The 26,055-nt window shown below is 71.6% G+C and carries 22 protein-coding genes and 1 pseudogene; 14 read left to right on the top strand and 9 right to left on the bottom strand.

The features are described 5' to 3' along the window. The first annotated feature begins 113 nt into the window (after nucleotides 1–113). From ACO0E0_RS01460 to ACO0E0_RS01450, 3 genes are read left to right on the top strand one after another with little or no spacing between them, the layout of a single operon-like run. Entirely contained in the window at nucleotides 114–605 is a 492-nt protein-coding gene (locus ACO0E0_RS01460; protein ID WP_422869625.1) for a MarR family winged helix-turn-helix transcriptional regulator, read from the top strand. Then, nucleotides 602–1,039, top strand: a complete 438-nt coding sequence (locus ACO0E0_RS01455) for a MarR family winged helix-turn-helix transcriptional regulator (protein WP_422869624.1) — start codon at nucleotides 602–604, stop codon at nucleotides 1,037–1,039. The genes ACO0E0_RS01460 and ACO0E0_RS01455 overlap by 4 nt, the downstream gene beginning before the upstream one ends. A gap of 33 nt (nucleotides 1,040–1,072) precedes the next feature. Continuing rightward, on the top strand, nucleotides 1,073–1,576 hold the full coding sequence (locus ACO0E0_RS01450; RefSeq protein ID WP_422869623.1) for a mycothiol transferase: 504 nt from the start codon (nucleotides 1,073–1,075) through the stop codon (nucleotides 1,574–1,576). 94 nt (nucleotides 1,577–1,670) lie between these two features. Here the strand turns inward: ACO0E0_RS01450 and ACO0E0_RS01445 are convergent, their stop codons facing one another. Continuing rightward, the gene (locus ACO0E0_RS01445) at nucleotides 1,671–3,794 is read right to left on the bottom strand and encodes a DEAD/DEAH box helicase (RefSeq protein WP_422869622.1); all 2,124 of its coding nucleotides are present in this window, start codon (nucleotides 3,792–3,794) and stop codon (nucleotides 1,671–1,673) included. A gap of 223 nt (nucleotides 3,795–4,017) precedes the next feature. Then, a complete protein-coding gene (locus ACO0E0_RS01440; protein ID WP_422869621.1) occupies nucleotides 4,018–4,872 on the bottom strand; it encodes a PPK2 family polyphosphate kinase in 855 nt (284 codons plus the stop codon). A gap of 139 nt (nucleotides 4,873–5,011) precedes the next feature. On the opposite strand from ACO0E0_RS01440, the gene ACO0E0_RS01435 reads away from it, so the two are divergent. The 3 genes from ACO0E0_RS01435 to ACO0E0_RS01425 all read left to right on the top strand — a co-directional run bounded on the left by ACO0E0_RS01435 (nucleotide 5,012) and on the right by ACO0E0_RS01425 (nucleotide 7,135). Beyond that, nucleotides 5,012–6,076 (top strand): alpha/beta hydrolase, encoded by a 1,065-nt coding sequence (locus ACO0E0_RS01435; protein ID WP_422869620.1) that lies wholly within the window; start codon nucleotides 5,012–5,014, stop codon nucleotides 6,074–6,076. A gap of 19 nt (nucleotides 6,077–6,095) precedes the next feature. Further along, on the top strand, nucleotides 6,096–6,749 hold the full coding sequence (locus ACO0E0_RS01430) for a HEAT repeat domain-containing protein (RefSeq protein ID WP_422869619.1): 654 nt from the start codon (nucleotides 6,096–6,098) through the stop codon (nucleotides 6,747–6,749). Nucleotides 6,750–6,868: 119 nt separating this feature from the next. Beyond that, entirely contained in the window at nucleotides 6,869–7,135 is a 267-nt protein-coding gene (locus ACO0E0_RS01425; RefSeq protein WP_422869618.1) for a hypothetical protein, read from the top strand. 82 nt (nucleotides 7,136–7,217) lie between these two features. Here the strand turns inward: ACO0E0_RS01425 and ACO0E0_RS01420 are convergent, their stop codons facing one another. From ACO0E0_RS01420 to yczR, 3 genes are all read right to left on the bottom strand, one after another. After that, complete coding sequence (locus ACO0E0_RS01420) at nucleotides 7,218–10,487, bottom strand: efflux RND transporter permease subunit (RefSeq protein WP_422869617.1); 3,270 nt, start codon at nucleotides 10,485–10,487, stop codon at nucleotides 7,218–7,220. Nucleotides 10,488–10,579: 92 nt separating this feature from the next. Then, a complete protein-coding gene (locus tag ACO0E0_RS01415; protein ID WP_422869616.1) occupies nucleotides 10,580–11,239 on the bottom strand; it encodes a DUF6518 family protein in 660 nt (219 codons plus the stop codon). A gap of 62 nt (nucleotides 11,240–11,301) precedes the next feature. Beyond that, a complete protein-coding gene (yczR, locus tag ACO0E0_RS01410) occupies nucleotides 11,302–12,825 on the bottom strand; it encodes a MocR-like transcription factor YczR (protein WP_422869615.1) in 1,524 nt (507 codons plus the stop codon). Between the two features lie 61 nt (nucleotides 12,826–12,886). On the opposite strand from yczR, the gene yczE reads away from it, so the two are divergent. Further along, nucleotides 12,887–13,582: a membrane protein YczE gene (yczE, locus tag ACO0E0_RS01405; protein ID WP_422869614.1), complete on the top strand. Its 696-nt coding sequence runs from the start codon at nucleotides 12,887–12,889 to the stop codon at nucleotides 13,580–13,582. Between the two features lie 29 nt (nucleotides 13,583–13,611). Here yczE and ACO0E0_RS01400 read toward each other — a convergent pair whose 3' ends face one another. Continuing rightward, a complete protein-coding gene (locus ACO0E0_RS01400) occupies nucleotides 13,612–14,334 on the bottom strand; it encodes an SGNH/GDSL hydrolase family protein (RefSeq protein WP_422869613.1) in 723 nt (240 codons plus the stop codon). A gap of 227 nt (nucleotides 14,335–14,561) precedes the next feature. Between ACO0E0_RS01400 and ACO0E0_RS01395 the strand changes: the two genes are divergently transcribed. The 5 genes and pseudogenes from ACO0E0_RS01395 to ACO0E0_RS01375 all read left to right on the top strand — a co-directional run. Next, nucleotides 14,562–15,446, top strand: a complete 885-nt coding sequence (locus tag ACO0E0_RS01395; RefSeq protein WP_422869612.1) for a DUF4097 family beta strand repeat-containing protein — start codon at nucleotides 14,562–14,564, stop codon at nucleotides 15,444–15,446. Next, nucleotides 15,443–16,039 (top strand): PadR family transcriptional regulator, encoded by a 597-nt coding sequence (locus ACO0E0_RS01390; RefSeq protein WP_422869611.1) that lies wholly within the window; start codon nucleotides 15,443–15,445, stop codon nucleotides 16,037–16,039. The genes ACO0E0_RS01395 and ACO0E0_RS01390 overlap by 4 nt, the downstream gene beginning before the upstream one ends. A gap of 243 nt (nucleotides 16,040–16,282) precedes the next feature. Then, nucleotides 16,283–18,508: an APC family permease gene (locus tag ACO0E0_RS01385; RefSeq protein ID WP_422869610.1), complete on the top strand. Its 2,226-nt coding sequence runs from the start codon at nucleotides 16,283–16,285 to the stop codon at nucleotides 18,506–18,508. Nucleotides 18,509–18,684: 176 nt separating this feature from the next. Further along, complete coding sequence (locus ACO0E0_RS01380) at nucleotides 18,685–19,557, top strand: hypothetical protein (RefSeq protein WP_422869609.1); 873 nt, start codon at nucleotides 18,685–18,687, stop codon at nucleotides 19,555–19,557. A gap of 536 nt (nucleotides 19,558–20,093) precedes the next feature. Beyond that, nucleotides 20,094–20,312 (top strand): annotated as a pseudogene (locus ACO0E0_RS01375) (DUF3072 domain-containing protein); the annotation flags it as partial. A gap of 219 nt (nucleotides 20,313–20,531) precedes the next feature. Here the strand turns inward: ACO0E0_RS01375 and ACO0E0_RS01370 are convergent. Then, a complete protein-coding gene (locus ACO0E0_RS01370) occupies nucleotides 20,532–21,668 on the bottom strand; it encodes an FAD-dependent oxidoreductase (protein ID WP_422869608.1) in 1,137 nt (378 codons plus the stop codon). Nucleotides 21,669–21,834: 166 nt separating this feature from the next. On the opposite strand from ACO0E0_RS01370, the gene ACO0E0_RS01365 reads away from it, so the two are divergent. Continuing rightward, entirely contained in the window at nucleotides 21,835–22,032 is a 198-nt protein-coding gene (locus ACO0E0_RS01365; protein ID WP_422869607.1) for a DUF3073 domain-containing protein, read from the top strand. Nucleotides 22,033–22,819: 787 nt separating this feature from the next. Here ACO0E0_RS01365 and purM read toward each other — a convergent pair. Next, entirely contained in the window at nucleotides 22,820–23,920 is a 1,101-nt protein-coding gene (gene purM / locus ACO0E0_RS01360; protein ID WP_422869606.1) for a phosphoribosylformylglycinamidine cyclo-ligase, read from the bottom strand. Nucleotides 23,921–23,991: 71 nt separating this feature from the next. On the opposite strand from purM, the gene purF reads away from it, so the two are divergent. Next, a complete protein-coding gene (gene purF, locus ACO0E0_RS01355) occupies nucleotides 23,992–25,455 on the top strand; it encodes an amidophosphoribosyltransferase (RefSeq protein ID WP_422869605.1) in 1,464 nt (487 codons plus the stop codon). 135 nt (nucleotides 25,456–25,590) lie between these two features. Here purF and ACO0E0_RS01350 read toward each other — a convergent pair whose 3' ends face one another. After that, complete coding sequence (locus ACO0E0_RS01350) at nucleotides 25,591–26,034, bottom strand: hypothetical protein (RefSeq protein WP_422869604.1); 444 nt, start codon at nucleotides 26,032–26,034, stop codon at nucleotides 25,591–25,593. Nucleotides 26,035–26,055 lie beyond the last annotated feature (21 nt).

Below are 26,055 nucleotides of genomic sequence, written 5' to 3'. Positions count from 1 at the left end.
GGGTATCTTCATGATCGAGTTGCTTGTTCAATGAGCAGTACGTTGACCGTGCGCCACGCTGTGCTGCACCCGCCACCTGATCGCAGGATGCGATCCGACCCGAAGAGATGCCCATGACGGACACGCTGCTCGCCCCCGACACCGCTGAGGACACCACACTCGACGCGCTGCACCACCTCCTGCAGTCGTTCCGGGTGATGCAGCTGCACCACGCCCACGTCCTGCACCACGAGGCCGCCGTCCGCGGTCTCAACGAGACGGACATCCGGCTGGTGTTCTTCCTCTCCGTCAACAACGACACCGGGATCACCCCGAAGCAGGCCGGCGAGTACCTCGAGCTCTCGACCGGCGCGGTCACGAGCCTGATCGACCGGCTCGAGCGCCGCGGCCACATCGAACGGCACCCGAACCCGGACGACCGGCGCAGCGTCATCGTGCGGCTCACCGGGTCCGGGATGGAGGTCGCGTCGTCGATCGGGGCGGTCTACCGATCGGTGTTCCGTGAGTCGATCCCCGCCGAGTACCTGCTGTCCCTCGCGCAGGGCTTCGACAAGATGTCCGCCGCGCTCAGCAGGGTCACGGTCACCGCGCCGCTGCTCCCGTGAGCGAGGACGCACTCGACCGTGCGATCGAGGTGTACCGCAGGCTGCAGCTGCATCACGCACGCCTGACCCACGAACTGGCCAGTGCCCGCGGCGTGAACCACACCGACCTGCGGTTCCTCTTCTACCTGGCCGTGCAGCCCGACGGCGGGATCCTGCCGAAGACGGCGACCCGGTACCTCGGCCTGTCCACCGGCGCGACGACGAGTCTCGTCGACCGACTCGCGGACCGCGGACTCGTCCGACGCGTCCCGAACCCGGACGACCGGCGGAGTGTCTACGTCACGATCACGGACGACGGCAGCGTCATGGTCGCGGACGTCAAGGACATGTTCCGCGACGCGTTCGCGACGGCGATCCCGGCCGACCGCATGGAGGACTTCACCACGATGCTCGCCGCGGTGGACGACGCACTCGTGGCCCGCAGCACGGACTGACCCGCGGGTGACGGACGGGTCTAGCGTGGGCACATGACCCCCAGCGAGCTCCTCACCGAAGCGTTCTCCCGCATCCCGTCGACCGTGGAGCGCGCCGTCACCGGGCTCTCCGAGGACCAGCTCGCCACGCGTCCGTCCGCCGGGGCGAACACCCTTGCGTGGCTGGCGTGGCACATCGCCCGCGGCCAGGACGTGCAGGTCGCCGACCTCGCCGGCACGGAGCAGGTGTGGACGGCGGACGGCTGGTACGACCGGTTCGACCTGCCGTTCCCCGCGGACGCGCTCGGGTACGGGATGTCCCGCGACGAGGTCGGCCGGGTCCGTGCGTCCGCCGAGCTGCTGACCGGGTACCTCGACGCGGTCCACGCCCGCACCGTCGCGGTGCTGGCCGGCATGGGCGAGTCGGATCTGGACGCGGTCGTGGACGACGCCTGGGACCCGCCGGTCACCGCCGGTGCCCGACTCGTCAGCATCCTGAACGACTGCACGCAGCACGCCGGGCAGGCCGGCTACGTCCGCGGGCTGCTGTTCTTCTAGGGCGCGTCGGCGACCACGAGCAGACGGGAGGGGCGGTGCCGGCTGGCACCGCCCCTCCCGTCCGTCGCGCGGTCCGGTCCGGTCCGGTCCGGGACTACCGGTTCGCGAGTTCCTTGAGGAACGAGTCGCCGGGGGCGACCGACACCATCGGCGCCTCGATCTCGGCACGGCCGAGCATGTCCTCCATCTTGCGGCGGCGGTTCGCCGTGATGAGCGTGACGACGGTGCCCTCCTTGCCCGCTCGACCCGTCCGACCCGCGCGGTGCGTGTACGTCTTGTACTCGTCCGGCAGGTCGGCCTGGATCACGAGCGAGATGTCGTCGACGTGGATGCCGCGCGCTGCGACGTCCGTGGCGACGAGGACGTTCACGCGTCCGGTCGTCAGGAGCGACAGGTTCCGGGTCCGACGCGCCTGGTTGAGGTCGCCGTGCAGGCTGGTGGCACGGATGCCGGCGTCCTCGAGCTGGTCGGCGATCCGCTCCGCGTAGGCGCGGGTCCGGGCGAACACGAGCGTCTTGCCCGGGCCGCTCGCGAGTTCCTCGATGATCTCGTCCTTCTGCCGCTGCTCGATGAGGAGCACCTGGTGGTCGATCGTCGAGGAGGACTGGTCCTCGCCGAGGACCTCGTGCACGGCGGGGTCGACGAGGAACTTCGACACGAGCGAGGCGACCTGCGTGTCGAGCGTCGCGCTGAAGAGGAGCTTCTGCGCGCGGTCGCCGTGCGGGGTGACGGTCGCGGTGGCCTCGAGGATGCGCTCGACGGGCTCCAGGAACCCGAGGTCGCACATGTGGTCGGCCTCGTCGAGGACCGTGACGGTCACCTCACTGAGGTCGAGTCGGCCCTGCGCCATCAGGTCCTCGATGCGACCCGGCGTGCCGATGATGATGTCGACACCGCGCTCGAGGGCCCCGACCTGTCGGCCCTGCGGGACGCCGCCGTAGATCTGGGTGGTGAACAGGCCGACGGCACGGGCGATCGGCTGCACGGTGCGGTCGATCTGGAGCGCGAGTTCGCGGGTCGGCGCGACGATCAGGGCGCGGGGGTTCCGGCCCATCCGTCGGTCCTTGCCGCCGCCGTGCTCCATGAGCTTCTCGACGAGGGGCGCACCGAACGCGATGGTCTTGCCCGAGCCGGTCCTGCCACGGCCGAGGACGTCACGGCCGGCGAGGACGTCGGGGATCGTCGCCGCCTGGATCGGGAACGGGCTCGAGGCACCCATCTCGGCGAGGACGCGAGAGATGTTGCCGCCGATGCCGAGGTCGGCGAACGTCACGCCCTCGACGTCGGCGGCGACGGTGGCCTCGGCCTGGAGCTTCTCGAGCTTGACGTCGTCGCCGGGCTTGAAGGGGGCACGGTCCTCGCGCGCGTCGCCGAAGTACCGGCCCGACCCGCTGCGGTCGTCGTGGTCGCGGCGGGGTGCACGGTCGGTGCGGGTGCGGTCGTCGCGGCCGCGGTCGTTGCGGTCGTTGCGGTCGAACGAACGGGGAGCGCGGTCGTCGCGGCCCCGGTCGGTGCGGTCGTTGCGGTCGAACGACCGGGGAGCGCGGTCGTCGCGGTCGAACGAACGCGGAGCGCGGTCGTTGCGGTCGAACGAACGCGGAGCGCGGTCGTCGCGGCCCCGGTCGTTGCGGTCGAACGAACGAGGAGCGCGGTCGTCGCGGCCCCGGTCATTGCGGTCGTTGCGGTCGAACGAACGGGGAGCGCGGTCGTCGCGGCTCCGGTCGTTGCGGTCGAACGAACGCGGAGCGCGGTCGTCGCGCCTCCCGTCGTTCCGGCCGAACGAACGAGGAGCGCGGTCGTCGCGGCTCCGGTCGTACGAACGCGGAGCGCGGTCGTCGCGGCCCCGGTCGTACGAACGCGGAGCGCGGTCGTCGCGGCCCCGGTCATTGCGGTCGTTGCGGTCGAACGAACGCGGTGCACGGTCGTCACGCCCACCGCGGCGGTCGTCACGCTCGAAGCGCCCACGGCCGCGACTGTCGCTGTTCGAGCGCGGCTCCCAGTTCGGGCGCTCGCTGCGCTGTTCACCGGAACCGGCACGATCCCGACGCTCGGAGGCGTTCCATCGGGACTTCGGCCGTGCCGCACCGGGCTCCTCGGCGCGGTAGCCGCGGTGCTTCGGGCTGCGGGACGCGGGCGTGCCGTTGTCGTTGCGGGCACGGTCGGTGTGGGCACGGTCGGTGCGGGCGCGCGAGGGCCCGCCCTTGTTGAACGAGGACATGAGGTTCTTTCCGGTGTGGAGACATGCCGCTGCACACCCAGGGCAGTCATCGGCCGGGGTGCGATGCGGAGGGGGTTCTTCCCGTCGGACGTCGACGTGATTCCAGCCCTCGAGACACACACACCTGTCGCGGCCACCTGCCGCGTGTCGAGAGCCGACCGACCCACCTTACGCGACCCTCACTGCGATCACCAGCCCCGGGCCTCCAGTCCGGGACCCGGGGTCAGGAGGCGGCGAGCCGCCGGCGTTCCTCGGCCACGTCGAAGTCCGCCGCGGGCCATTCCAGGTGCATGTCCTGCAGTGCACCGATCAGGAGCTGCTGGACGGCCAGCCGTGCGTACCACTTGCGGTTCGCGGGCACGACGTACCACGGTGCCACGTCGGTCGAGGTGCGGTCGAACACGATCTGGTACGCGTCCTGGTACTGGTCCCAGAGTAACCGTTCGTCGATGTCGCCGGGGTTGTACTTCCAGTGCTTGTCCGGCCGGTCGAGTCGATCACCGAGCCGTTCACGTTGCTCCTCCGTCGAGATGTGCAGCATCACCTTGACGATCGTGGTCCCGGATGCGGCGAGCGCCCGTTCGAACGCGACGATCGCGCCGTATCGCCGCTCGATCTCCGCCGGCGGGGCGAACGCCCGGACGCGCTGGATGAGGACGTCCTCGTAGTGGGACCGGTCGAAGACACCGAGCTGTCCCGCGCCGGGCAGCGCCTTCTCGATGCGCCAGAGGAAGTCGTGCTCGCGCTCCTCGGCCGTGGGCGCCTTGAACCCCGCGTACCGGACACCGTTCGGGTCGACGGCGCCCACCACGTGCGACACGATGCCGCCCTTGCCGGCCGTGTCCATCGCCTGGAGGACGAGGAGCACGCGACGGTCGTCGCCCGCCGTGGCGGCCGCCCAGAGCCGCTCCTGCATGGCGCTGAGACGGGACGCGCCCGATGCCAGTGATTCGAGACCGTCTATCTTGCGACCACGGAAGCCCGGCGTGCCGTCCGGGTCGACGTCGGCCAACCGGAAGCCGTCGCCCACGCGGAGCAGCGGCTCCGGGTCCTCCGACCATGCACCGCGTCCGCTCACGCCGCCTCCTCGTCGATGTCCGCTCGATCCTCCCACCCGGCGCGCGCGGGCGGAAGCGCTGTTCGCGCCGGGCCGCCGACCGAGGCACGCGACGGACTCCGAGCGGATCGCCCGGACCGACGGTTTAGGTTTGTCGGCGATGACGACCGAACCACCGCGCCGGCGGAGCGCGCCGCGCCGACTCGACCCGAGGCCGCTCCGGCGTCTCGTCGTCGCGGTCCTGGCGTCGGCGCTCGTCGTCGGTGTGGCGTCGTGCACGTCGACGCCGACCGGGGACTCGGACGCGACCGTGTCCGCCGATCCCGTCATCTACCCCCTCTCCCTGCAGTACCGCGGCATCAGGACGGTGTCGGACGTCCCGTACGGGCAGGCGCCACTGCAGCAGCTCGACGTGTGCCTGCCGGCCGGAGCGTCGGTCGCGACATCGGCGTCCACCCCGCCGGAGACGTCCGGAGGCGCCGCCGCGGTCCCGTCAGGTGCTGCGACTCCACGTGCCCGAGGGACGCGTGCGGCCATCATGATGATCCACGGCGGTTCGTGGACCCACGGGGACAAGGCCACGGCGGCGTACCACGCGGTCTGCCAGTACTTCGCGTCCGAGGGGTTCGTCGTGTTCAACGTCGACTACCGGCTCGCGCCCACGGACCCGTTCCCGGCGGGGCTGGACGACGTCCGCCGCGCGCTCGACTGGGTGTTCCGGACATCGACGCTCGACCGGTACGACGTCGACGCCCAGCGGGTCGGGGTGTTCGGCGGGAGCGCGGGCGGGAACCTCGCGTCGCTGCTCGGGCTCGAGGACCACGAGTCCGCGGCCTACGCCGACGGCGACCGGATCCGGGCCGTCGCCGAGCTGAGCGGCCCGTCCGACCTGACGACCGCCTCGACCGAGGCCGGTGGCGTGACACCCCGCTTCCAGCGCACGCAACTGCGCTACCTCGACTGCACCGCGTACGCCGACTGCCCGGCCGCCGAACGAGCGTCCCCGGTCCACCAGGTGACGAAGGACACGCCGCCGTTCTTCATCGGGCAGTCGACGCACGAGTTCATCCCGCAGTGGGAGTCCCGTCGGTTCGCGGCGGAACTGCGTCGTCACGACGTGCCCGTGACACTGGTCATGGTGCGGGGCACGGCGCACTCGATCGCGCAGCTCGACGAGGGGATGAGCAGGCGCGTGGTGGCGTTCTTCCGCGCGCGGCTGCGGTGATGATGCTGAGATGGTCGCCATGAGCATGCAGCTGTCGGCGACCGAGCTGCGGGACGCCTTCGAGGCCCCGAACTCCTCCACACGCTTCCGGACCGCACTCGCGGCGGGCACGACGCCGCGGACGGAGTACATCGACGTCCTCGTCCGTCGGTGCGCCGTCGAGCCGGACTTCTTCGTGCGCGACATGCTCACCTGGGCGCTCACGCGGCACGACGCGGAGACCACTGTCGATCGGCTCCTCCGCGAACTGCGGTCGGCCGTCCCCCAGGCTCGCTCGCAGGCGCTCCACACCCTGACGAAGATCGGCGACCGCACCGTCTGGCGGTCGATCACACCGGCGCTGCTCCGCGACGAGGACGACGAGGTGGCCCGCGCCGCGTGGCGGGCCGCGGCCGGTCTCGTCCCCGTCGGTCAGGAGTCCGCGCTCGCGGAACTCCTGGTGTCGCAGCTCGGGAGGGGCGGCCCGGACATTCAGGTGAGCCTCGGACGCGCGTTCGCCGTGCTCGGGCAGCCGGCACGAGGCGTCGTCGACCGTGCGGCGCGCTCGTCGGGTGACGTGGTCCGGGCACACGCGCTCGCGATCGCGCGGCTGATGGACGACCCCGCATCCGGGTTCGAGGCGGCCGTCGCGGAGGCCGTCGCGGAGGCGAGGCGGACCGTCGCGCGCGGATGACCACTGGTCGTCGGCTCGTATATCAGATACGATGGTGTGGTGCTGTCCGGGACCCCCGTTCTGGCGGCACCCACACTCGGGACTGGCCCGGGCGTGACCACCGCCGGAGACTGATCACCGTGAGCATCCAGCAGCTGAACGACGTCGAGCGGGCCGTCGCGCCCGAATGGAGCGGCATGACCTGGCTCCGGGCCGGCGCGGAACTCACGCTGGGGCTGTCGTTCTTCGTGACCATGGCGTTCGGCGCGATCGGTGCGGTGCAGGGCGAGACGTCGATCGTCGCGCAGCTCAGTGCGATCGCGTTCGTCTGCTCGCTGCTCTGCGTGCTCGTCAACTGGTTCACCGCACCGGCCACGGACGAACACCGGCGCGGCTGGGAGTCCTGACCGGCAGGTCGGACCCCCGCATCCAGCACGTCCCGGATCGGTCGACACCTGCACCCGTTGCGACGTGCGGCATCCGACGTGATCAGCGCTCTGCGAGGCCGCCTCCCGACGACGCTGCGGCCGACGGCGACACCCCGGGCGACGCGTCCGCCGCCCGGCCGGAGGCCGCATCCGCCGCCGGAGCATGCCCGTCTGCCCATCGCTCGAACTGCCGCTCCACCACGAAGTAGAGCGCCGGCAGCACCACCAGCGTGAGCAGCGTCGACGACGCGAGCCCGCCGATCACGATCAACGCGAGCGGTTGCGAGATGAACCCGCCCTGACCGGTCAGCCCGATCGCCATCGGCACGAGTGCGAACACCGTCGCGAGCGCCGTCATCAGGATCGGTCGGAGTCGTCGTGTCGCTCCCTCGATGAGGGCCTCGCGCACACGGAGTCCCCGACGGCGGTACTGGTTCACGAGGTCGACGAGGACGATCGCGTTCGTCACCACGATCCCGACCAGCATGAGCAGACCGATGAGCGACGGGACGCCGACCGGGATCCCGGAGACGATCTGCAGGATGACGGCGCCGGTGGCGGCGAACGGGATCGAGATCAGGAGCATCACCGGCTGGTAGAGGCTCTTGAACGTCGCGACCATGACGACGTAGACGATCAGGATCGCGATGAGCGCCGCGAGTCCCAGCTGCCCGAACGCACTCGTCTGACTCGATGCGACACCGCCGATGGACGCCGAGGCCCCCCGCGGCAGGTCGAGGTCGTCGACCGCCTTCGTCACCGACGTCGTCGCCGCACCGAGGTTGGTCGCCGACGGCGTGACCGAGATCGTCGCGGTCCGCACGGCGTTCGTGGTGGTGACCGTCGTCGGTCCGTCCGACTGCTGCACGGTGGCGAGGTCGGAGAGCGGCTTCGAGCCGGTCGCGGTCGGGATCGACAGCGCGCGCAGGGCATCGACCGTCGTGGGCGGGTCCGGGTTCTCGATGTAGATGTCGAGCGTAGCGTCGCCGAACTCCACGGTGCCCTTGTCCTGCGGCGACACGGATGCCGCGACGATCCCACCGACCTCGGTCTCGGTCAAGCCGACGGCCGCGGCCTTGGCCCGGTCGACGTCGACGGCGAGGTACGGCTCCGCCGCGGAGAGGTTGCTCGTCGCCCCGATGGTGTTCGGGACGTCCCGCATCGCCGTCAGGACCTGCTGCGCCGCCGTCCGGAGCTGCGCCTGCGTCGGCGCGGTGACGTCGACCTCGATGTTCGAGTCCGACCCGAAGCTCGACGACGACGACATCGCGATGTCCCCGCTGCCGGTGAGGGCCTTGAGGCGAGCGCGTGCGGTCGACTGGAGCGCCGTCTGGTCGCGGGACTGGTCGGTCGTCACCGAGTAGGTGATCGACCCGCCGGCACCGCCCGCGAACGCGGCCTGGAGGGAGTTGCCCGTCGATCCGATGGTCACCTGCACGGTGTCGACCCCGGGGACGTCACGGAGGGTGCGTTCGACCGTGCGTGCGGCGGTCGACTGTGCGGCGAGGCTCGTCGCGGGTGCCAGGGTCTGCGTCACCGTGAACGTGTTCTGTCCGGAGTCGCCGAGGTAGTTCGTGCTGACGAACGGCACCGCAGCGGCGGTCCCGCCGAGCACGAGCACGGCGAGCCCCAACACGAGCCAGGGGAACCGGAGCACCCAGAGGAGGACCGGGAGGTACCCCCGGCGGAGTCGGTCGGGCGCGGACGCGTCGTGCAGGTCCGCCGCGCTCGTGAGCGCACCGGACGAGGCGGACGGACCGCGGGCCTCCAGACCGGGACCGGAGCTGACGGACGACCCTGCCCCGCCGGACGCGGCGAGGTGCGCCCCGTGGTGTGGCGCCGGCTTCGGGGCGCGCAACAGCCAGTAGGCGAGCACCGGCACGATGGTGAGTGCCACGAGGAGCGACGCGACGAGCGCCATGGTCACCGTCAGCGCGAACGGTCGGAACAGCTCGCCGACGAGCTCCTGCACGAACGCCACCGGCAGGAACACGACGACCGTGGTCAGGGTGGAGGCCGTCACCGCCCCCGCGACCTCCCGCACGCCGTCGAGCACCGCTGTGCGTCGGTCCACCCCGGGTTGCAGATGCCGCCTGATGTTCTCGACGACGACGATCGAGTCGTCCACCACCCGACCGATCGCGATCGTCAGTCCGGCCAGGGTGATGACGTTCAGCGTGTACCCGGCCGCCTGCATGCCGACCGCAGCCAGGAGCACGCTGACCGGGATCGAGATCGCCGTGACGATCGTCGACCGGACGGACAGCAGGAAGACCAGGATGACGATCACGGCGAACAGCAGACCGAGCAGGCCTTCTTCTGCCAGGGAGTCGATCGACTGCTGGATGTACGGCGCCTGGTCGAACACCACGGTGAAGGTCAGGTGACCGCCGACCTTGGACTCGATGCCGGGCAGGGCGTCGCGAACCGTCTTCGAGACGTCGACGGTGTTCGACTCCTGCGTCTTCGTGATGGCGACGGTGAGCGCCGGCTTGCCGTCCACGCGGCTGATCGAGGTCCGCGGGGACTCCGTGAGCCGGACCGTGGCGACGTCGCCGATGGTCGTCGTCTCCGGCCGGCCGGAGGCGTCCTTGGCACCCGTGAGCGGGAGGTTCGCGATGTCGTCCGTCGAGGTGAGGCGCGAACCGGACTGGATGGACAGTGTCTTGCCGTCCTGGGTGACGGTGCCACCGGGGATGAGCGTGCCGTTGTCGTCGAGGGCGTCCGAGATCGCCGTCTGCGACAGTCCGCGCTGCGCGAGGGCGCCGGATTTCGGGGTGATGACGACGCGACGACCGGGGTTGCCGTAGACGTCGGCCGCCCGCACGCCGTCGAGCTTCTCGAGGTCCGGCACCGCGGTCTGGTCGAGCGTGTCGACGAGCTGTTCCTGGTCGGCACCCGGGTCCGACACGGCGAGCTGCAGGACGGGGATGTCGTCGAACGAGCCGGTGACGATCTGCGTGCGCACCGAGTCCGGCAGGGTGAGCGCGTTCACGACCGTCTGGATCTTGTCCTCGGCACTCGCGAGGTTCGAGCCGTAGTCGAACTCGGCCGACACGACGCTCTGCCCCGTCGAGGAGGTCGCGGTCGTCGACTTGAGGTCCGGGACCGCCTGGATGCCCTGCTCGATCTTGGTGGAGACGTCGTTCGACACGACCTGCGGGGTGGCCCCGGGGTAGACGCTGACGATCGCGACCTGCGGGAACTGGACACTCGGGATCAGCTCCTGCTTGAGGTGCGTCAGCGCGATCCCGCCGAAGATCGCCACCACGACGGTGACGAGCGCGATGAGCGCGCGGTTGCGGAGGCTGAAGACCGAGAGGAGGTACACGCGTCAAGCATCGCAGGGCGGTCTGACGTCGGATGACCCCGGCGCCGGGATGGGGACGGGACCGAGGTCCGACCGGTCTGGGGAGGAGGAGCTCAGCCGACGACCATGTACGCGGTGAACACCGCGGCGGCACCGACCACGCCGGTGCCGAGACCGACCACGCGTCCGGCGGGGGTGCGTCCGGCGACGACACCGGTGACGACGACCAGCACGCCGACGACGATCTCCGCGATCCAGAACGCGACGCTCGTGGTCGCGGCGACACGGAGGAGGGCGCTGATGCCTTCACCGACGAGGACCGCACCGGCCAGCCCGGACGCGAACGCGCGCAGTCGCGGCCCGCCGCGGAGGACCCAGTTCGCGACCGCACCGGCGAGCAACCCCGCCGGGACGGCCATCAGCACCCAGAAGTTCGTGATCGCGAGGAAGTCCGGGTGCCCGCGGAGGTTCGATGCCACGGTGTACCCGACGTGCATGAGCTCGAGCACGACGACGCCGAGCGGCAGTGCCCAGCGCATCCGCGGTCGGACGACCAGCAAGAGCAGCACGGTGGCGAGGAACCAGGACCCCGCGGAGTTGGAGAGCGAGGACAGGAAGTCCGGTCCGCCCTGTCCGACGCTCGTCAGGATCCCGACGAGGAACGCGCCGAGCAGGGTGATCGACACCGCAGCGGGCACCGGCAGGCCACGATGCGCGGTGTGCGTCGGACGGACCGGCGGCGAGGCGGACCGGTCGAGCACGGGCGATTCCATGCTCACAGCATGACGCACGCGCCGACGGCAAGCATCCGTCGCACGGATGAAGTCGGCAGCGGTCACACGACGGCGGCCATCGACCGGACCGTACCCGCCTCGACCCCGCCGACCCGACGCCAGGCCGATGCGAGCACGTCGATCATCCGCGTACGGTCCGCCGCCGCCCCCGAGAACGGCACACGCAGGAACCGCTCGAACCCGCCGTCCGGCCCGAACACGCCCCCGGAGGCCAGCGCGACCCCCTCGGACCGTGCGGCGAGCACGAGCGCGCTCGACACCGGTCGGCCGAGACCGATCCACGTGGTGAGCCCGCCGTCCGGTGAGGGCACGTCCCACTCCGGGATCCGCGTCCGCAGCGCCGCGACGACGTGGTCGCGCCCCTCGCGGAGGTGCCGACGGCGCTCCTCCAGGACGCTCGCGGTGTGCGGCACGAGCTCCCGCACCACCATCTGCTCGATGACCGGCGTCCCGAGGTCCCCCGTCGGCCGCGCGAGCACGAGCCGCTGCAGCAGGTCGGCGTCGGCGCGGATCCACCCGATGCGGAGCGCACCCCAGAACACCTTCCCCGCGGAGCCGATGTGGACGACGGGACCGCGCGTGCCGAGCGGCGGGATGGTCGGACCGTCGATCCGCAGCTCCCCCATCGTCTCGTCGGCCACGACGACGGTGCCGGCGTCCCGTGCCGCGGTGAGGAGCGCGTCACGGGCCGGGCCGGACATCGTCGCCCCGGTGGGGTTGTGGAGGTCGGGCATCACGTACGCGACCGCTGGTGCAGTGCGGCGGATCGCGGTCGTCATCGCGGTGACGTCCCACCCCTCGCGGGCGTCGACCGGCACGGGGACCAGCCGACCGCCCGCAGCACGGAACGCCTCGTGCGCGTGCGGGTAGGTCGGCGCCTCCACGAGCACGGTGTCGCCACGGCCGACGAGCACGCGGGCGAGCAGCGCGATCGCGTGTTGGGCGCCGAGCGTCACGAGGATCTGCTCCGGACGCGTGGGGAGCCCGCGCTCCGCGTACCGATCCGCGATCGCCGCGCGGAGGCCCGGGTCGCCGACGGTGTCGTACCCGACCTCGGCGAGCGCGGCCGGCAGGTGCCGCATCGCGCGCTCGGTGGCCTCCGCGATCCCGGGGGCGGCATGCACGACCGCCTTGCGGAGGTCGAGGAGCGGCGCCGGGGCCGCCGCGGCACGGGGCCTCGTCCCCGCACGGGCGTCGTCGGGCCCGTGCACACCACCGGACGGGTCGTGGCGGCCGATGGGGTCGACGGCGGCGAGCCGTTCCGGGTCCGGCCGCCCGTCGAGACCCCGCGGCAGGCGCACGACGCTGCCCGAGCCCCGCATGCTCTCGATGAACCCGTCGTCGCGGAGGGTCGCGTACGCGGTCGCGACCGTGGTCCGGCTGATCCCGAGGGTCTCCGCCAGTCGACGTTCGGCGGGGAGCCGCGCGCCGATGGTGACGCGTCCGTCGATGACGAGCATCCGGAGGGCGTCCGCGAGCGCGTCGTACGCCGTCCCGCCGGCTCCGTCACGCCAGTGGGCGAGGAGGACTCCAGCGGCACGGGCGCTGAGCACGATGGGGGTCATGGGTCCACCGTAGACGGATTGGCTCTTGTCAACCAGTCCACTTCGGCCGTTCCATGGCAGCATGACACGCTCGACCGCCCTGCTGCTCCGGTTCGTGCAGCTGTTCGTCGGCCTCTTCCTCTACGGGTTCGCGACCGCCATGATGGTGCGCGCCGTGATCGGTGTGTCGTCGTGGACGGTGCTGACCGAGGGGCTCGAGAACGTCGTCCCGTGGTCGTTCGGTGTCGTCACCGTGGTGTCGAGTGGCGTCATCCTGCTGTTGTGGATCCCGCTCCGCCAGCGGCCGGGGATCGGCACGCTGCTGAACGCACTCCTGATCGGTCCGGCGGCGGACTTCGGGCTGTGGGTCCTGCCGTCGCCGTCGTCGCTCGTCGTGCAGGTCCTGGTGTTCGTCGGGGGCATGCTCCTGCTCGGGATCGCGACCGGGTGCTACATCGGGGCCCGGTTCGGTGCCGGCGCCCGGGACGGTCTCATGGTCGGGCTGCACGAGCGGACCGGGTGGCCGATCTGGCTCACGCGCACGCTCATCGAGGTCACGGTGGTGGTGGTCGGCTGGTTGCTCGGCGGCGACGTCGGGGTCGGCACGGTCGCTGCGGCGTTCCTCATCGGACCGATCGTCGGCTGGCTGATGCCGTGGTTCGCGCGGTTCCCCTGGTCGCCCGGGCCGACGACGGGGACCGCGGCACCTGCGGACGCCGCTGCGGACGGCCGGTCCACCCCGACGGACGGACTGGAGGCGCACCCGGCCTCCTCCTGACGGCTCGCGGCCGTCCCGGGCGGGCCGGGTCAGTAGTGGACGCCGGCGCGATGCAGGTCGCGGGCGAAGGCCAACGCGAGGACGCTCTGGCCCGCGTCCGTCGGGTGCTCGTTGTCCGACTGCAACAGTGCCGGCTGCCCGGCGATCGGCTGCCCGACGTCGATGTACTTGCCGCCCACCACCGCGACCGCCGAGCGGAGGTCGTCCGAGCTCTGCGCGACCTCGGCGGGGACCGCGCCGGGCTGGTCCCAGAGCGTGCTGAACCCGACGATCTCGGTCGAGGGCAGCGCGGCGCGCAGGGCTCGGACCGTCGTCATGGTCGCACTGTCGAGCTCCGCCGCGTCCTCCCCGTTGTCGTTGTCCGAGGACTGGATGATCACCAGGGTGGGCTGCGCGGCGACCGCCTGGCTGATGAGCCCCTGGTAGTCCGTTCCGCAGTCACCGACCGCGATGAACCCGGCACCGCTGCACCCCAGGTTCACCACCGGGCCGTGACCGGAGAAGCCGAGCAGGGTCGGCCATGCCTCGCTCTCGCTGCCGAGCCCGTGGCCGGACATGATCGAGTCGCCGATCGTCACGACCTTCGTCTCGGGCACCGGGGTCGACGCCGATGCCGACGGGCCCGACGCGACCGCTGCCCGGGCCGCCGTCCCGGAGTCGCCGTCGGCGAGCGACAGGACGGACCCGACGACCACGATCGGAGCGAGCACACCGATCAGAGCGATCAGGGCTGTCGAGCGGGTGCTGGCCATGCCTCCACGGTAGATGCGTGCGCACGATCCGTCCGCAAGAAGATCAGACTCTCGGCGGATGCATCAGCCCGTCATGTCCAGTAGCAGGGCAGCCCGGTCGACGCCGTCCCGGTCGACGCCGTCCCGGGCGTCGTCGAACTCGCGGAGGGACTTGCGGGAACGGCAAACGCGACATATCGTGATTCGTGAGGACGCGATGGATCGCGTCATGACGAGGAAGGCACGACATGGCCCAGGAGAAGTGGCTCGTCGAGGAGCCCAAGACGATCGACACCGGCATCGTCCGTCGACTGCGCGTCGGACTGGTCGGCGGCCAGGTCGACGTCATCGCGCACGACGAGCCGACCGCCCGGGTCGAGATCCACTCGGTGTCCGGCAGACCCTTGAAGGTCGAGATCGACGGCGACACCCTGACGGTCGACCACCCGCAGATCCGCTGGGACGACCCCGTCGGGTTCCTCAAGTCGTTCCGCGGGAACGCCAGGGCCGACGTCAGCATCCTGGTCCCCCGCGACGCCACGGTCACCCTCGGGGTTGTCTCGGCGGGCGCACTCGTCTCGGGTCTGGTCCGGGACGCCACGCTGAACACCCTGAGCGGCGACGTCGTCGCGGACGGCATCGCCGGCGACCTGCAGGTCAACGCGGTGTCCGGGACCGTCACGGTCCGTGACCACCGCGGCGAGATCGCGGTGCGCACGGGGTCCGGCGACGTCGTCGCGACCGGCGAGATCGAGCGGTTCGCCTGCGACAGCATCTCCGCGAACGTGCTCCTCGACGTCAGCGGGATCCCGGACAGCATCCGGACGAAGACCGTGTCGGGCGACCTCAGCATCCGGCTCGGGGACGGCGTCGCGTACTCGAGCGAGATCGCGACCGCCTCCGGGACGCTCCAGTTCGACGACGAGACGATCACGGGCGTCCACGGCAAGCACACCAAGCGGTTCGGCGCACTCGACTCGCGTTGGCTCGAGGTCGCGGCGAGCTCGGTGTCCGGCGACGTCGCCATCGTGCACGCCGGACCGGTCGCGACACCGCCGGCCGCCGACACGTCGAGCCCGACCTCGCCGACGGCCCCCACGGCGCCGGTGAACCCGACCGAGGTGATCTCGTGAGCCCCGTGTTCGCCCACGGGCACCTCCGCCTGTACCTGCTCGTCCTGCTCGCCGACCACCCGATGCACGGGTACGAGATCATCCAGGCGCTCGGCGACCGCTTCGGCGGCACGTACGTCCCGAGTGCCGGCACCGTCTACCCGCGCCTCGCGAAGCTCGAGGACGACGGGCTCGTCACCAAGACCGCCGACGGCCGCAAGACCGTCTACGCGATCACCGACGCCGGCCGCGACGAGCTCGCCCGGCGCCAGGACGACGTCGCGGACCTCGAGGCCGGGGTGTCCGACTCGGTCCGGTCCCTCGCCGACGGCGTCCGAGCGTCGGTCGGCGAAGCGATGCGGACGCTCCGCGCGGACCTCGCCGCCTCCGCCCGACACGCCACGGCGGGGCCCGGCCCGACGCCCACGTCGACCCCGACGGACGCCGGCAAGCAGCTCCGCGAGGTCGAGATGCTCCTCGCCGGGTTCCGGCAGGACGTCCGGACCGACATGCGCCGGCTCGCGAACCGGGGCCGGCTCACGGACGAGCACGTCACGGATCTCCGCGAGCGCCTCGTCGCGCTGCGCGCCGCGCTGCAGGACCCGACCACCTGACGGACGCCGGCCTGGAGGCACGGCGCGGGTCGTGCCTCCAGGCCGTCGGCCCGCTCCACGCGCCCGTCCGCAGCGTCCGAGATCGCAGAACACGCCGCGTCCCCCGCCCGGAACGCGGCGTGTTCTGCGCTCTCGATGGCGCGGGGACGGCGCGTTCTGCGATCCCGACGACCGGCGCGATCCGACGTCCAGGGAATGCCGAGCTGGTGCACCGTGTTGCGCTGCGCCGCGAACTGAGTAGGTTTGCCCCTCGTGACGAACGAGATCCGGTCGCTCAAGGCGCGCCTGATCGGGGACCCCCTCCCGTCGGAGAAGCTCGAGGGGCAACTGCTGCCGAAGCACCTGGCGCTCCCGATCTTCGCCAGCGACCCCTTGTCGTCGGTCGCGTACGCGCCGCAGGAGCTCCTCATGATCCTGCTGCTCGGCGGGATGTCGTTCCTGACGTTCGCGCCGTGGGTGGCGGCGCTCGTCGTCCTGTTGCTCGTCGTCGTCGTCGCGTCGTACCGCCAGCTCATCCGCGCCTACCCCTCCGGCGGCGGCGACTACGAGGTCGCCCACCGGAACCTCGGCGAGAAGGCCGGGCTCGTCGTCGCGTCCGCCCTGCTCGTCGACTACGTCATGACCGTCGCGGTGTCCGTCGCGTCCGGCGTCGACAACATCATCTCCGCGCTGCCGTTCCTCAACGAGTTCCGCGTCGAGCTCGCCCTGCTGTTCGTGGTGGTCCTGGCGGGCGTCAACCTGCGCGGTGTCGCCGAGTCGAGCAAGGCGTTCGCGATCCCGACGTACCTGTTCGTCGCGAGCGTGTTCGTGATGGTCGTCACGGCGATCGTCCGAACGTTCGTCGGGCACGCACCCGTCGCGGAGTCCGCCGGGTACCTCGTCACGCACGGGTCCGACCTGACCCACGCAGCGTTCATCCTGCTGCTCCTGCGGGCGTTCGCGTCCGGGTGCTCGGCGCTCACCGGCGTCGAGGCGATCGCGAACGGCGTCCAGGCGTTCCGACGCCCGAAGATCCGGAACGCACAGCTGACACTCGTCGCGATGGGCGGCATCGCGATCGTGCTGTTCGTCGGGCTCATCACGGTCGCGCTCATCGCCCGCGTGCACTACGCCGAGTTCCCGTGCGACCTCCGCGGGTTCGCCGACTGCACCACCACGCCGCAGCGGTCCCTCATCGCGCAGATCGCCGCGGCCACGTTCGGGAACGACACGATCCTGTTCTTCGTGATCCAGGCGACCACGGCCGCGGTCCTGCTCCTCGCCGCCAACACCGCGTTCAACGGGTTCCCGCTCCTCGGCTCGATCCTGTCGCGGGACTCGTACGCACCCAAGTCGCTGTCCACCCGCGGCGACCGGCTCATCTACTCGAACGGCGTCATCGTCCTGGCGCTCGTCGCGGCGGCCCTGCTCATCGTGTACCGAGCGAACGTCACGAGCCTCATCCAGCTCTACATCATCGGCGTGTTCGTGTCGTTCACGCTCGGGCAGACGGGCATGGTCCGGCACTGGCTGGGGCTGCTCCGCGCCGACCGCGAGGGCACGAGGGACCCCGGTTCCGAACCGGTCAACCGCGGGCAGGTCTGGCGCAGCCTGTCGATCAACGCCACCGGCGCGTCGTTCACGTTCGTCGTGCTCGTCGTCGTCACCATCACCAAGTTCACCCACGGCGCGTGGCTCGTCTTCGTGATCATGCCGATCCTGTTCACCCTCATGCTCGGGGTGAACCGGTACTACCGCGACGTCTCGCACGAGATCGAGGCCGACTCGTCGACCAAGTTCGGCGCGACCGGGGACCACGCGATCGTGCTCGTCAACAAGTTGCAGAAGCCGGTGCTGAAGGCACTCGACTACGCGATCGCCGCCAAGCACGCATCGTTCGAGGCGGTGCACGTCGCGATCGACGAAGCCGACGCCGCCGCGCTCCGGACCCAGTGGGCCGAGTACGGGATCGACGTGCCACTCACCATCGTCTCGAGCCCGTACCGCGACATCTCGATGCCGCTCATCAAGTACATCAAGGCGCACCGGATGGACCACGGGTCCGAGGTGGTCACGGTGTACACGCCGGTGTTCATCGTCGGACACTGGTGGGAGACGCTCTTGCACAACCACCGCGGACGCCGGATCCGCAAGAAGCTGCTGCTCGTGCACGGTGTGACGGTCGCGCTCGTGCCGTGGCTCCTCGACTCGTCGGAGCTGCTGTACGGCCGCCGGTCCCGACCGTTCCCCGGGCAGGACCGGCGCGGCGAGCCGGTGCGTCCTGCGATGGGCCGCACCGGTCCGGACACCCCCGAGGACCGGTTGTACCGCTCGGCACAGCGGAACAGCCTGCAGCCACGGCGTGCGACCCGTCCGGCCGGCCCCGCCGAGGGGTCGGACCCGGCGCTGTGCACGGGGGCGGTGCCGGTGCTCACGCCGACTCCCGCGCCGGGGCGGGCAGCGGGGCGGGATACGGCGTCCGCCGACTGAGTGCCCGGGGCGGCGGCGGCCTGCGCCATGTGCGGGTCCGGGGCGGCGGCCTGCGCCATGTGCGGGCCCGCGGAAGCGGCGTCCGCCGCGTGCGGGTCCGGCCGGGCGGTGTCGGCGGTCCGACCTGCGCCGTCGTCGCGATCGGTGTCCGACCCCGGTCGTAGGATGATCGCCACATGAGCGACGACCCGACGACCGCCACGGCGGACCTCCGCACCTTCGCGACGATCGACAGTCACGGCGGCAAGGTCTCACGACGTGTCGAGGTCCTCCCGCTCGATCCGCCGAGCACTCCCGACGGACGGTACGACGGCATGGTGGTCGTCCGCGGCGAACACCCGACCGGCGCGATCGACCCGCGGCCCGACGACGGTCCGGACACCCGGCACGGCCCGGGTGCTGCGTCGGGCCCCGGTGCTGCGTCCGGTTCAGGTAATGGGTCTGGTTCCGGAGCTGCGCTGGCGCGCGGCGACCAGAGCATCGGGTACGTCTCCCCCGCCCAGCTGCGCGACTGGTACCGACCCGACCGCGTGGTCGTCCCCCGCTCGGAGGCCCGCGTCGCCGGCCTCACCGCCGGCACCTACGCGGACACCAGGACCCGCGGTCGGGTCCGGATCGACGGCCTGGAGGCCCACATCGCGCCCGACGGCCGACCCGCGTTCCGCACGCTGGTCGGCACCGACGACGTCCGGGTCGACGCACCGCTCCCCCGGGAGGAGGTCGTCCGCCTGGTCGAGGTCGACACCGACGCGACGACCGACACCGGTGCCGCCGGGGTCGCGATCCGCTCCGTGCCGGTGCTGCCGATCCTCGCTCCCGGCGAGCACCCGGACCGTTCGGCCGACGTCGTGGGGCTGCCACCCCGGGACACCGGGGCGCGCGTCGTCGTCCGGGCCTCGTGGATCGTGCACGGAGAGCGCGTGGTGATCGACCGGGTCGACGCCGCAGCGAACACCGCGTGGGTCGGGGTCCCGGGGGCGGAGCTCCGGCCGGTCGCTGCGAACGGCATCGACGCGGACCTCGTGCGCTACGACGTCGTGCCGGTCTGAGGGCTGGCCGCGTCGGTCTGGCACCTGGTCGTGTCGATCTGGCACCTGGTCGTGTCGATCTGGCGACTGCTGCTCCCGTCGTGCGCTCGGCTGTGCGCTGAGTGGCGACCTGTACCCCGTGACGGCCGGGGCTGTCGGTGCTGCCGCGTACGGTTCGGGACATGACGAACAGCGAACAGCTCCCGACGAGCGACGGCAGCGCGGCTCCCCTCGACGAGACCATCGACCCGGCCGGTGCGGGTCCGAGCGACGTGCTGCCCGAGGACGCGCCCGCGGACGACCAGCCGCTCGGCGTGGGTGGAGCCGGGTCGACGGTTGCCGGGTCGAACGACGGTGCGGCGAACGGCGCCGGCTCGGACACCGGCGGCGGCTCGGACAACGATGCCCGCTCGGACGACGGCGCAGCGGATGGTGCCGGCTCGAACGACGGTGCCGGCTCGAACGACGGCGCCGGCTCGAACGACGGCGCCGGCTCGAACGACGGCGCCGGCTCGAACGGTGTCGCGCCCGACGAGCCCACCGGTGAGCCGACCGGGGAGACCCTCGGCGGTGCACGTCCGGACCCGTCGACCTCGGCGAGCAAGGACCCGGAGCAGTGGGTGACCGGTGACGAGCCGATGACCGGTGCGCAGCGGAGCTACCTCGACACCTTGGCGCGCGAGGCTGGCGAGGAGTTGTCCGCGGACCTCACCAAGGCCGAGGCGTCCGAGCACATCGAGCGACTGCAGGCGAAGACGGGCCGCGGCCAGGGCTGAGCCTCGACCGCCGCACCTCCGGCGCATCACGGTCCCGACCCGGGCTCCGCGGTGCGCCGGTGGTCTGTCGCGGCACACCCGGCCCGTGTCACGGCACGGCGCCCTGCTCCGACAGCCCGATCCTCGTCCCCGCATCCCGGGCCGTGTCGCGGCATGCGCCCGTAGCCGGTTCGATCCGGGCCGCAGCGCCGCGGTCCCGACACCACGAACAGGTGCGCTTCATTCGGGATCGCGCGCCGTCCCTCCAGTGCGGAGGCGCTCGACGACCTGGCGCGCGATGAGCCGACCCGCTCGGTTCGCCCCGATCGTGGACGCCTGCGGTCCGTAGCCCGCCAGGAACACGCGCGGGTCCCGATTGGTCGCACCGTCGTGTACGCGGTACCCGCCCGACCGCTCGCGGAGCCCGAGCGGAGCCAGGAAGCGCAGCTCCGGCCGGAACCCGGTCGCCCAGATGATCGCATCCGCCTGCCGGTGCGAGCCGTCCGCCATCCGGACCCCGTCCCGTTCCACGGCGGTGAACATCGGCTGCGCGACGAGCACACCACGTTCCTCGGCAGCCCGCATGCGCGGGGTCATCGGCACCCCCGTCCCGCTGACGATGCTCGGCAGGGGCAGTCCAGCCCGTGCGGCGTCGTCCTGCGCCGCGACCGCAGCGACTGCGGACTCGAGGTCGAGCGAGGACTCGTCGAGCCACCGCACCGGCCGGCGCGCGACCCACGTGACCGCGGCGGCGATGCCCTCGAGTTCGAGCACGAAGCCGATCGCGCTCGTACCCCCACCCACCACGACGACGTCCTGGCCGCGGAACTCCTCCGCGCTCCGGTAGCCGGTGGTGTCGAGCTGACGGCCTGCGAACGTGTCGTGGCCGGGCGACCACGGTACGAAGGGCATCCCCCAGGTCCCGGTGGCGCTGACGAGCACGGACGTCCGGACCAGCGGAACGGCCGGTGTCGGACGGTCGTCGCCGACCCGGACCTCGACCGCGAGGCCGTCGCCGTCCTCCCGGACCGCTACAGCCTCAACCGGTCGTTCGACGACGATGTCCGCGCCCTCCTCGTACCGGCGGTAGTACTCCTCGACGACCTCCCGAGCCGGCCGGTCCCGATCGGCGTCGTCGAACCGCAGCCCGAGCGCGTGCATCCCAGGGAGGTCGTGGACCCGGTGCGCGAGACCGAGCCGGAGCGCCTCCCACCGGAACTGCCAGGCGCCGCCCGTGGACGGTCCCCGGTCGAGCACGATCACGTCGGAACCGGTCCGGAGCCCCCTCCGTTGCAGTTCGTAGGCGACCGACAACCCCGCCTGACCGGCACCGACGACGACGACACGCGCGTGGGTGTCATCGGTCGGGTGCAACACGCTCGCAATTGTGCTGTGCGCGGAGCGTTCTAGACGTGAGGGAATCGGGGTACATGGTAAAGTGATCGGCAGATTTCAAACCACGCACCGCATCGGTTGACCTGTCTCCAGCCCGTTCGCTCGGACTCGCCAGTTCCGCCGGGCCGATCACACGAGGGGGTCACGCATGGGGCGCGGCCGTCAGAAGGCGAAGCACACCAAGGTCGCTCGGGAGCTGAAGTACTTCAGCCCGGAGACGAACTACGGTGCGCTCGAGCGCGAACTGGCCACCGGTCACGAGTCGGAGAACGACTACGTGGACAAGTGGGCGGATCAGTACGAGGACGACGAGTCCGACGTGGACCAGCACGACAAGTCCGCGTAGGCGGACTCCCCAGCCGGTTCCCGGCGCCGACGCCGCGTGGACATCGTCCACGCGGCGCTCTGCTGCGTTCGCGGCGTCGGGCGCCGGCCCCGGCCTCCGGCCCCCGCCCCCCGGCCCCCGAGCGTGCAGTTCCGCCCCGTGGACCGAGCGAGAACGGGGCGAAAATGCACGCTCGACCTCCTGCTGGGCGCGCGCCGGGCCCTTCGGCCGTGCGCGGGGCCGGGCGGGGCCCCGGCCGCAGCCCGCGCCCGCGGCCTGGCGGCCGCGACCGTGCAGTTCCGCCCCGTACCTCGGCAAGCGACAGGGCGGAATCGCACGCTCGCGAACTCCGGGCGGGGCGGACGCGGGCCCGGCCCGCGCCCGGCCGGCCCGAAGCCGCTGGGCCGCGCGGCCGCACAGCGGCCCGCGGCCGGGCGGACGCGAGCGTTCAGTTCCGCCCCGTACCTGCGCCGAGAACAGGGCGGAATCGCACGCTCGCGAACTCGTAGGGAGGACGGGGCGGGCGCGGGCCCGGCCTGCGCCCGGGCCGGCCCGGGGCCACTGGGCCGCCCGGCCGGCCCGGGGCCGGGCGGCCGGGCGGCCGCGACCGTGCAGTTCCGCCCCGTATCTCCGCCGAGAACAGCGCGGAATCGCACGCTCGCGTGCTCGAAGGGGGACGCGGGCCCGCGGGCGAGCGGCCGGACGGCCGGGCGCGAGAGTGCAGTTTCGCCCCGTACCTGCGGTCCGGACGGGGCGGAATCGCACGCTCGCGTGCGGCGCGCCCGCGGCCGCGGCCGCGGCGCCCGCGCTACGCCGCGTAGGTCCCGACGAGGCGCACGGCCCCGCCGTCGACGCCCTTCGCACCCTGCTCGAACCCGGTCAGGTCGTGCGCTGCCGTCGAGACCTCGCCGACCGGCCACGCGGCGAGCCCTGAGCGACCGAGGGCCTCCACCACCGCCTCGGCAGCACCCTGCGCGACGACGGCGAACATCCCGATGCCGAGGTTCCAGGTGCCCTCGGTGTCCTGGATCGCGGTGCCGTTCATCGACGCGAGCACCTGGAACACCGGCAGCGGCGTCCACGAGGCACGATCGACCTCGACCCACGACCCGATGGGCAGCACCCGAGCCAGGTTCGCCGCGATGCCGCCACCGGTGACGTGCGAGAGTGCGTGCACCTGCCCCGCGAACACCGGGTCGGCGAGCAGGTCGACGAGCGGCGTCGTGTACAGGCGGGTCGGCTCGAGCAGGACCTCGCCGACGACGCCGCCGAGGTCGTCCGAGTGGTCGGTGAAGGCGATCCCGCGGCCGCTCAGGATGTGCCGGACGAGCGAGTACCCGTTGGAGTGCAGACCGGACGAGGCGATCGCGATCACGACGTCGCCGTCCTCGACGAGCTGCGGACCGAGCTGCAGGTCGGCCTCCACGACGCCGACGGCCGCACCGGCGACGTCGTAGTCGTCCGGGCCGAGGAGCCCCGGGTGCTCGGCGGTCTCGCCGCCGACGAGCGCGGTCCCGGTCGCCGAGCAGCCACGGGCGATGCCGGCGACGATGTCCGCGATCCGCGACGGGACGACGCGTCCGCACGCGATGTAGTCCGTCATGAAGAGCGGCGTCGCGCCGACCACGACGATGTCGTCGACGACCATGCCGACGAGGTCGAGTCCGATGGTGTCGTGCTTGTCGATGGCCTGTGCGATCGCGACCTTCGTGCCGACCCCGTCGGTGGAGGTGGCGAGCAGCGGGTGTGAGAAGTCCCGCAGGAACGAGACGTCGTAGAGCCCGGCGAACCCGCCCACACCGCCCAGGACGGACGGGTTGTGCGTCGCGGACACCGCCGACTTCATGAGCTCGACCGCCAGGTCGCCCGCCGCCGTGTCGACGCCGGCCTCGGCGTACGGGTTCACCATTCGTTCATCCTCCGCGGGCATGGCAGACTTGTTCGGTACCCCCACACTCTACGGTCTGGAGCCACGTCGGCATGTGCGGCATCGTCGGTCTCGTCTCGCAGGGTCCCGCCAACCAATCGATCTACGACGCGCTCCTCCTGCTGCAGCACCGCGGACAGGACTCGACCGGCATCGCCACGAACGAAGGCCATGTCTTCCACGCCCACAAGACCCGTGGCCACGTGCGCGAGGCCTTCCGGACGCGCGACATGCGGTCGCTCCTCGGCACGATGGGCCTCGGACACGTCCGCTACGCCACCAAGGGCGTCGCGAGCAACGAGGAAGAAGCGCAGCCGTTCTACGTCAACGCGCCGTACGGGATCGTCCTCGTGCACAACGGCAACCTGACGAACACGCGGGAACTGACGCGCGAACTGTTCGACGTCGATCGCCGGCACCTCAACACGTCCTCCGACACCGAGCTGCTCGTGAACGTCCTCGCGCACGAGCTGCAGGCGCAGGTCCGCGGCACCGACCTCGACCCCGAGCAGGTGTTCGACGCCGTCGAACGCGTGCACGAGCGCGTCGAGGGGTCGTACGCGACGATCGCGATGATCGCGGGGCACGGGCTCCTGGCGTTCCGCGACCCGTTCGGCATCCGGCCGCTCATCCTCGGACACCGGTTCGCCGAGTCCCACCCGGACCGGAGCGAGTGGATCGTCGCGTCGGAGTCGCTCGTGCTCGAGTCCGGCGGCTACGACATCGTCCGCGACATCGCCCCGGGCGAGGCCGTGTTCATCACCCTCGACGGACAACTCGTCAGCCGGCAGTGCGCGGCGGACCCGCGCCTCATCCCGTGCTCGTTCGAGTACGTCTACCTGGCGCGTCCGGACTCGATCATGAACGGCATCTCGGTGTACGACGCTCGTCTGCGCCTCGGGAACCGTCTCGCCGACACCATCGCGACGCACGCACCGGCCGGCGACATCGACGTCGTCATGCCGATCCCGGACTCCTCACGACCGGCGGCGATGCAGGTCGCGCAGAAGCTCGGCATCGAGTACCGCGAGGGCTTCTACAAGAACCGGTACGTGGGTCGCACCTTCATCATGCCCGGGCAGGCGGAGCGCAAGCGGAGCGTCCGGCAGAAGCTCAACGCGATGTCGTCGGAGTTCAAGGGCAAGAACATCCTCATCGTGGACGACTCGATCGTGCGCGGCACGACGAGCAAGGAGATCGTCGAGATGGCCCGCGCGGCCGGAGCGAACGAGGTCACCTTCACCTCCGCCGCGCCTCCGGTCCGCTACCCCCACGTCTACGGCATCAACATGCCGACCCGCGCCGAGCTCATCGCGCACGGCCGGAAGATCCCGGAGATCAACCAGGTGCTCGGGAGCGACCACCTGATCTACCAGGAGGTCGAGGACATGCGCTCGGCCATCTGCGAGGGATCCGACGTCACCGAGCTCGAGATGAGCTGCTTCACGGGCGACTACGTCACCGGGACGGTGAGCCCGGAGTACCTCGCCTGGGTCGAGGCGAACCAGCTGAGCTGACGCCGGGCCGGGCCCTCGCGGCCGGTTCCGGGACCACGCGCCAGCGCTGGCCCGGCCATGCCGGTGACGGGAGGCGCGGCACCAGGTCGGGCCGTGCCTCCAGTCCGTCAGGGATTCGCGCCGGCGACCTCCGGCCTACCGACGGTCGTCGTCCGCCGGATCGGCATCGCCGTCGACCGTGTCGCCCGGCATCTGGATGTCGAGGTGCTCGGCCGTGAGGCGGGCCGCCCGCTTCGAGAGGCGCCAGTCGAGGACGACCGCGACGATCGCCCCGACGACCAGTCCCGCCGTGACGCCGTAGAGCCCGAAGTACCCCACCAGACCCCAGAACCCGACGTCCGCCGAGGTCGTCGTGCCGTCGTTCGTCGCCGCGGCACCACGGTCGAGGTCCATCGTGGCGGCGACCACGACGATCGTCGCGACGAGGCCGAGCACCCCACCGCCCAGGATGAACACGCCGAACTTCGGGGCACGACGGATCGAGATCTCGCGTGCGGACGCCGACTCCGCCGGAGCAGGGGCAGGCGTCACGGGACGGTTCTCCGCGCCGGGGAGGTCGGGTCCATCGGTGGTGCTCACGCTCCCATTGTCCCCCACCTT

The organism is Curtobacterium phyllosphaerae (assembly GCF_049341865.1).
GTDB classification, from domain to species: domain Bacteria; phylum Actinomycetota; class Actinomycetes; order Actinomycetales; family Microbacteriaceae; genus Curtobacterium; species Curtobacterium phyllosphaerae.
Note: the sequence above shows the minus strand (reverse complement) of the source record. Positions and strands in the feature narration are given on the sequence as shown.

What these genes read in the sequence shown, in the direction of transcription:
- ACO0E0_RS01460 (WP_422869625.1), top strand. Translation starts at nt 114, where the DNA reads ATGACGGACACGCTGCTCGCCCCCGACACCGCTGAGGACACCACACTC.
- ACO0E0_RS01450 (WP_422869623.1), top strand. Translation starts at nt 1,073, where the DNA reads ATGACCCCCAGCGAGCTCCTCACCGAAGCGTTCTCCCGCATCCCGTCG.
- ACO0E0_RS01445 (WP_422869622.1), bottom strand. Translation starts at nt 3,794, where the DNA reads ATGTCCTCGTTCAACAAGGGCGGGCCCTCGCGCGCCCGCACCGACCGT.
- ACO0E0_RS01435 (WP_422869620.1), top strand. Translation starts at nt 5,012, where the DNA reads ATGACGACCGAACCACCGCGCCGGCGGAGCGCGCCGCGCCGACTCGAC.
- ACO0E0_RS01430 (WP_422869619.1), top strand. Translation starts at nt 6,096, where the DNA reads ATGAGCATGCAGCTGTCGGCGACCGAGCTGCGGGACGCCTTCGAGGCC.
- ACO0E0_RS01415 (WP_422869616.1), bottom strand. Translation starts at nt 11,239, where the DNA reads ATGGAATCGCCCGTGCTCGACCGGTCCGCCTCGCCGCCGGTCCGTCCG.
- yczR (WP_422869615.1), bottom strand. Translation starts at nt 12,825, where the DNA reads ATGACCCCCATCGTGCTCAGCGCCCGTGCCGCTGGAGTCCTCCTCGCC.
- yczE (WP_422869614.1), top strand. Translation starts at nt 12,887, where the DNA reads ATGACACGCTCGACCGCCCTGCTGCTCCGGTTCGTGCAGCTGTTCGTC.
- ACO0E0_RS01400 (WP_422869613.1), bottom strand. Translation starts at nt 14,334, where the DNA reads ATGGCCAGCACCCGCTCGACAGCCCTGATCGCTCTGATCGGTGTGCTC.
- ACO0E0_RS01395 (WP_422869612.1), top strand. Translation starts at nt 14,562, where the DNA reads ATGGCCCAGGAGAAGTGGCTCGTCGAGGAGCCCAAGACGATCGACACC.
- ACO0E0_RS01380 (WP_422869609.1), top strand. Translation starts at nt 18,685, where the DNA reads ATGAGCGACGACCCGACGACCGCCACGGCGGACCTCCGCACCTTCGCG.
- ACO0E0_RS01365 (WP_422869607.1), top strand. Translation starts at nt 21,835, where the DNA reads ATGGGGCGCGGCCGTCAGAAGGCGAAGCACACCAAGGTCGCTCGGGAG.
- purM (WP_422869606.1), bottom strand. Translation starts at nt 23,920, where the DNA reads ATGGTGAACCCGTACGCCGAGGCCGGCGTCGACACGGCGGCGGGCGAC.
- purF (WP_422869605.1), top strand. Translation starts at nt 23,992, where the DNA reads ATGTGCGGCATCGTCGGTCTCGTCTCGCAGGGTCCCGCCAACCAATCG.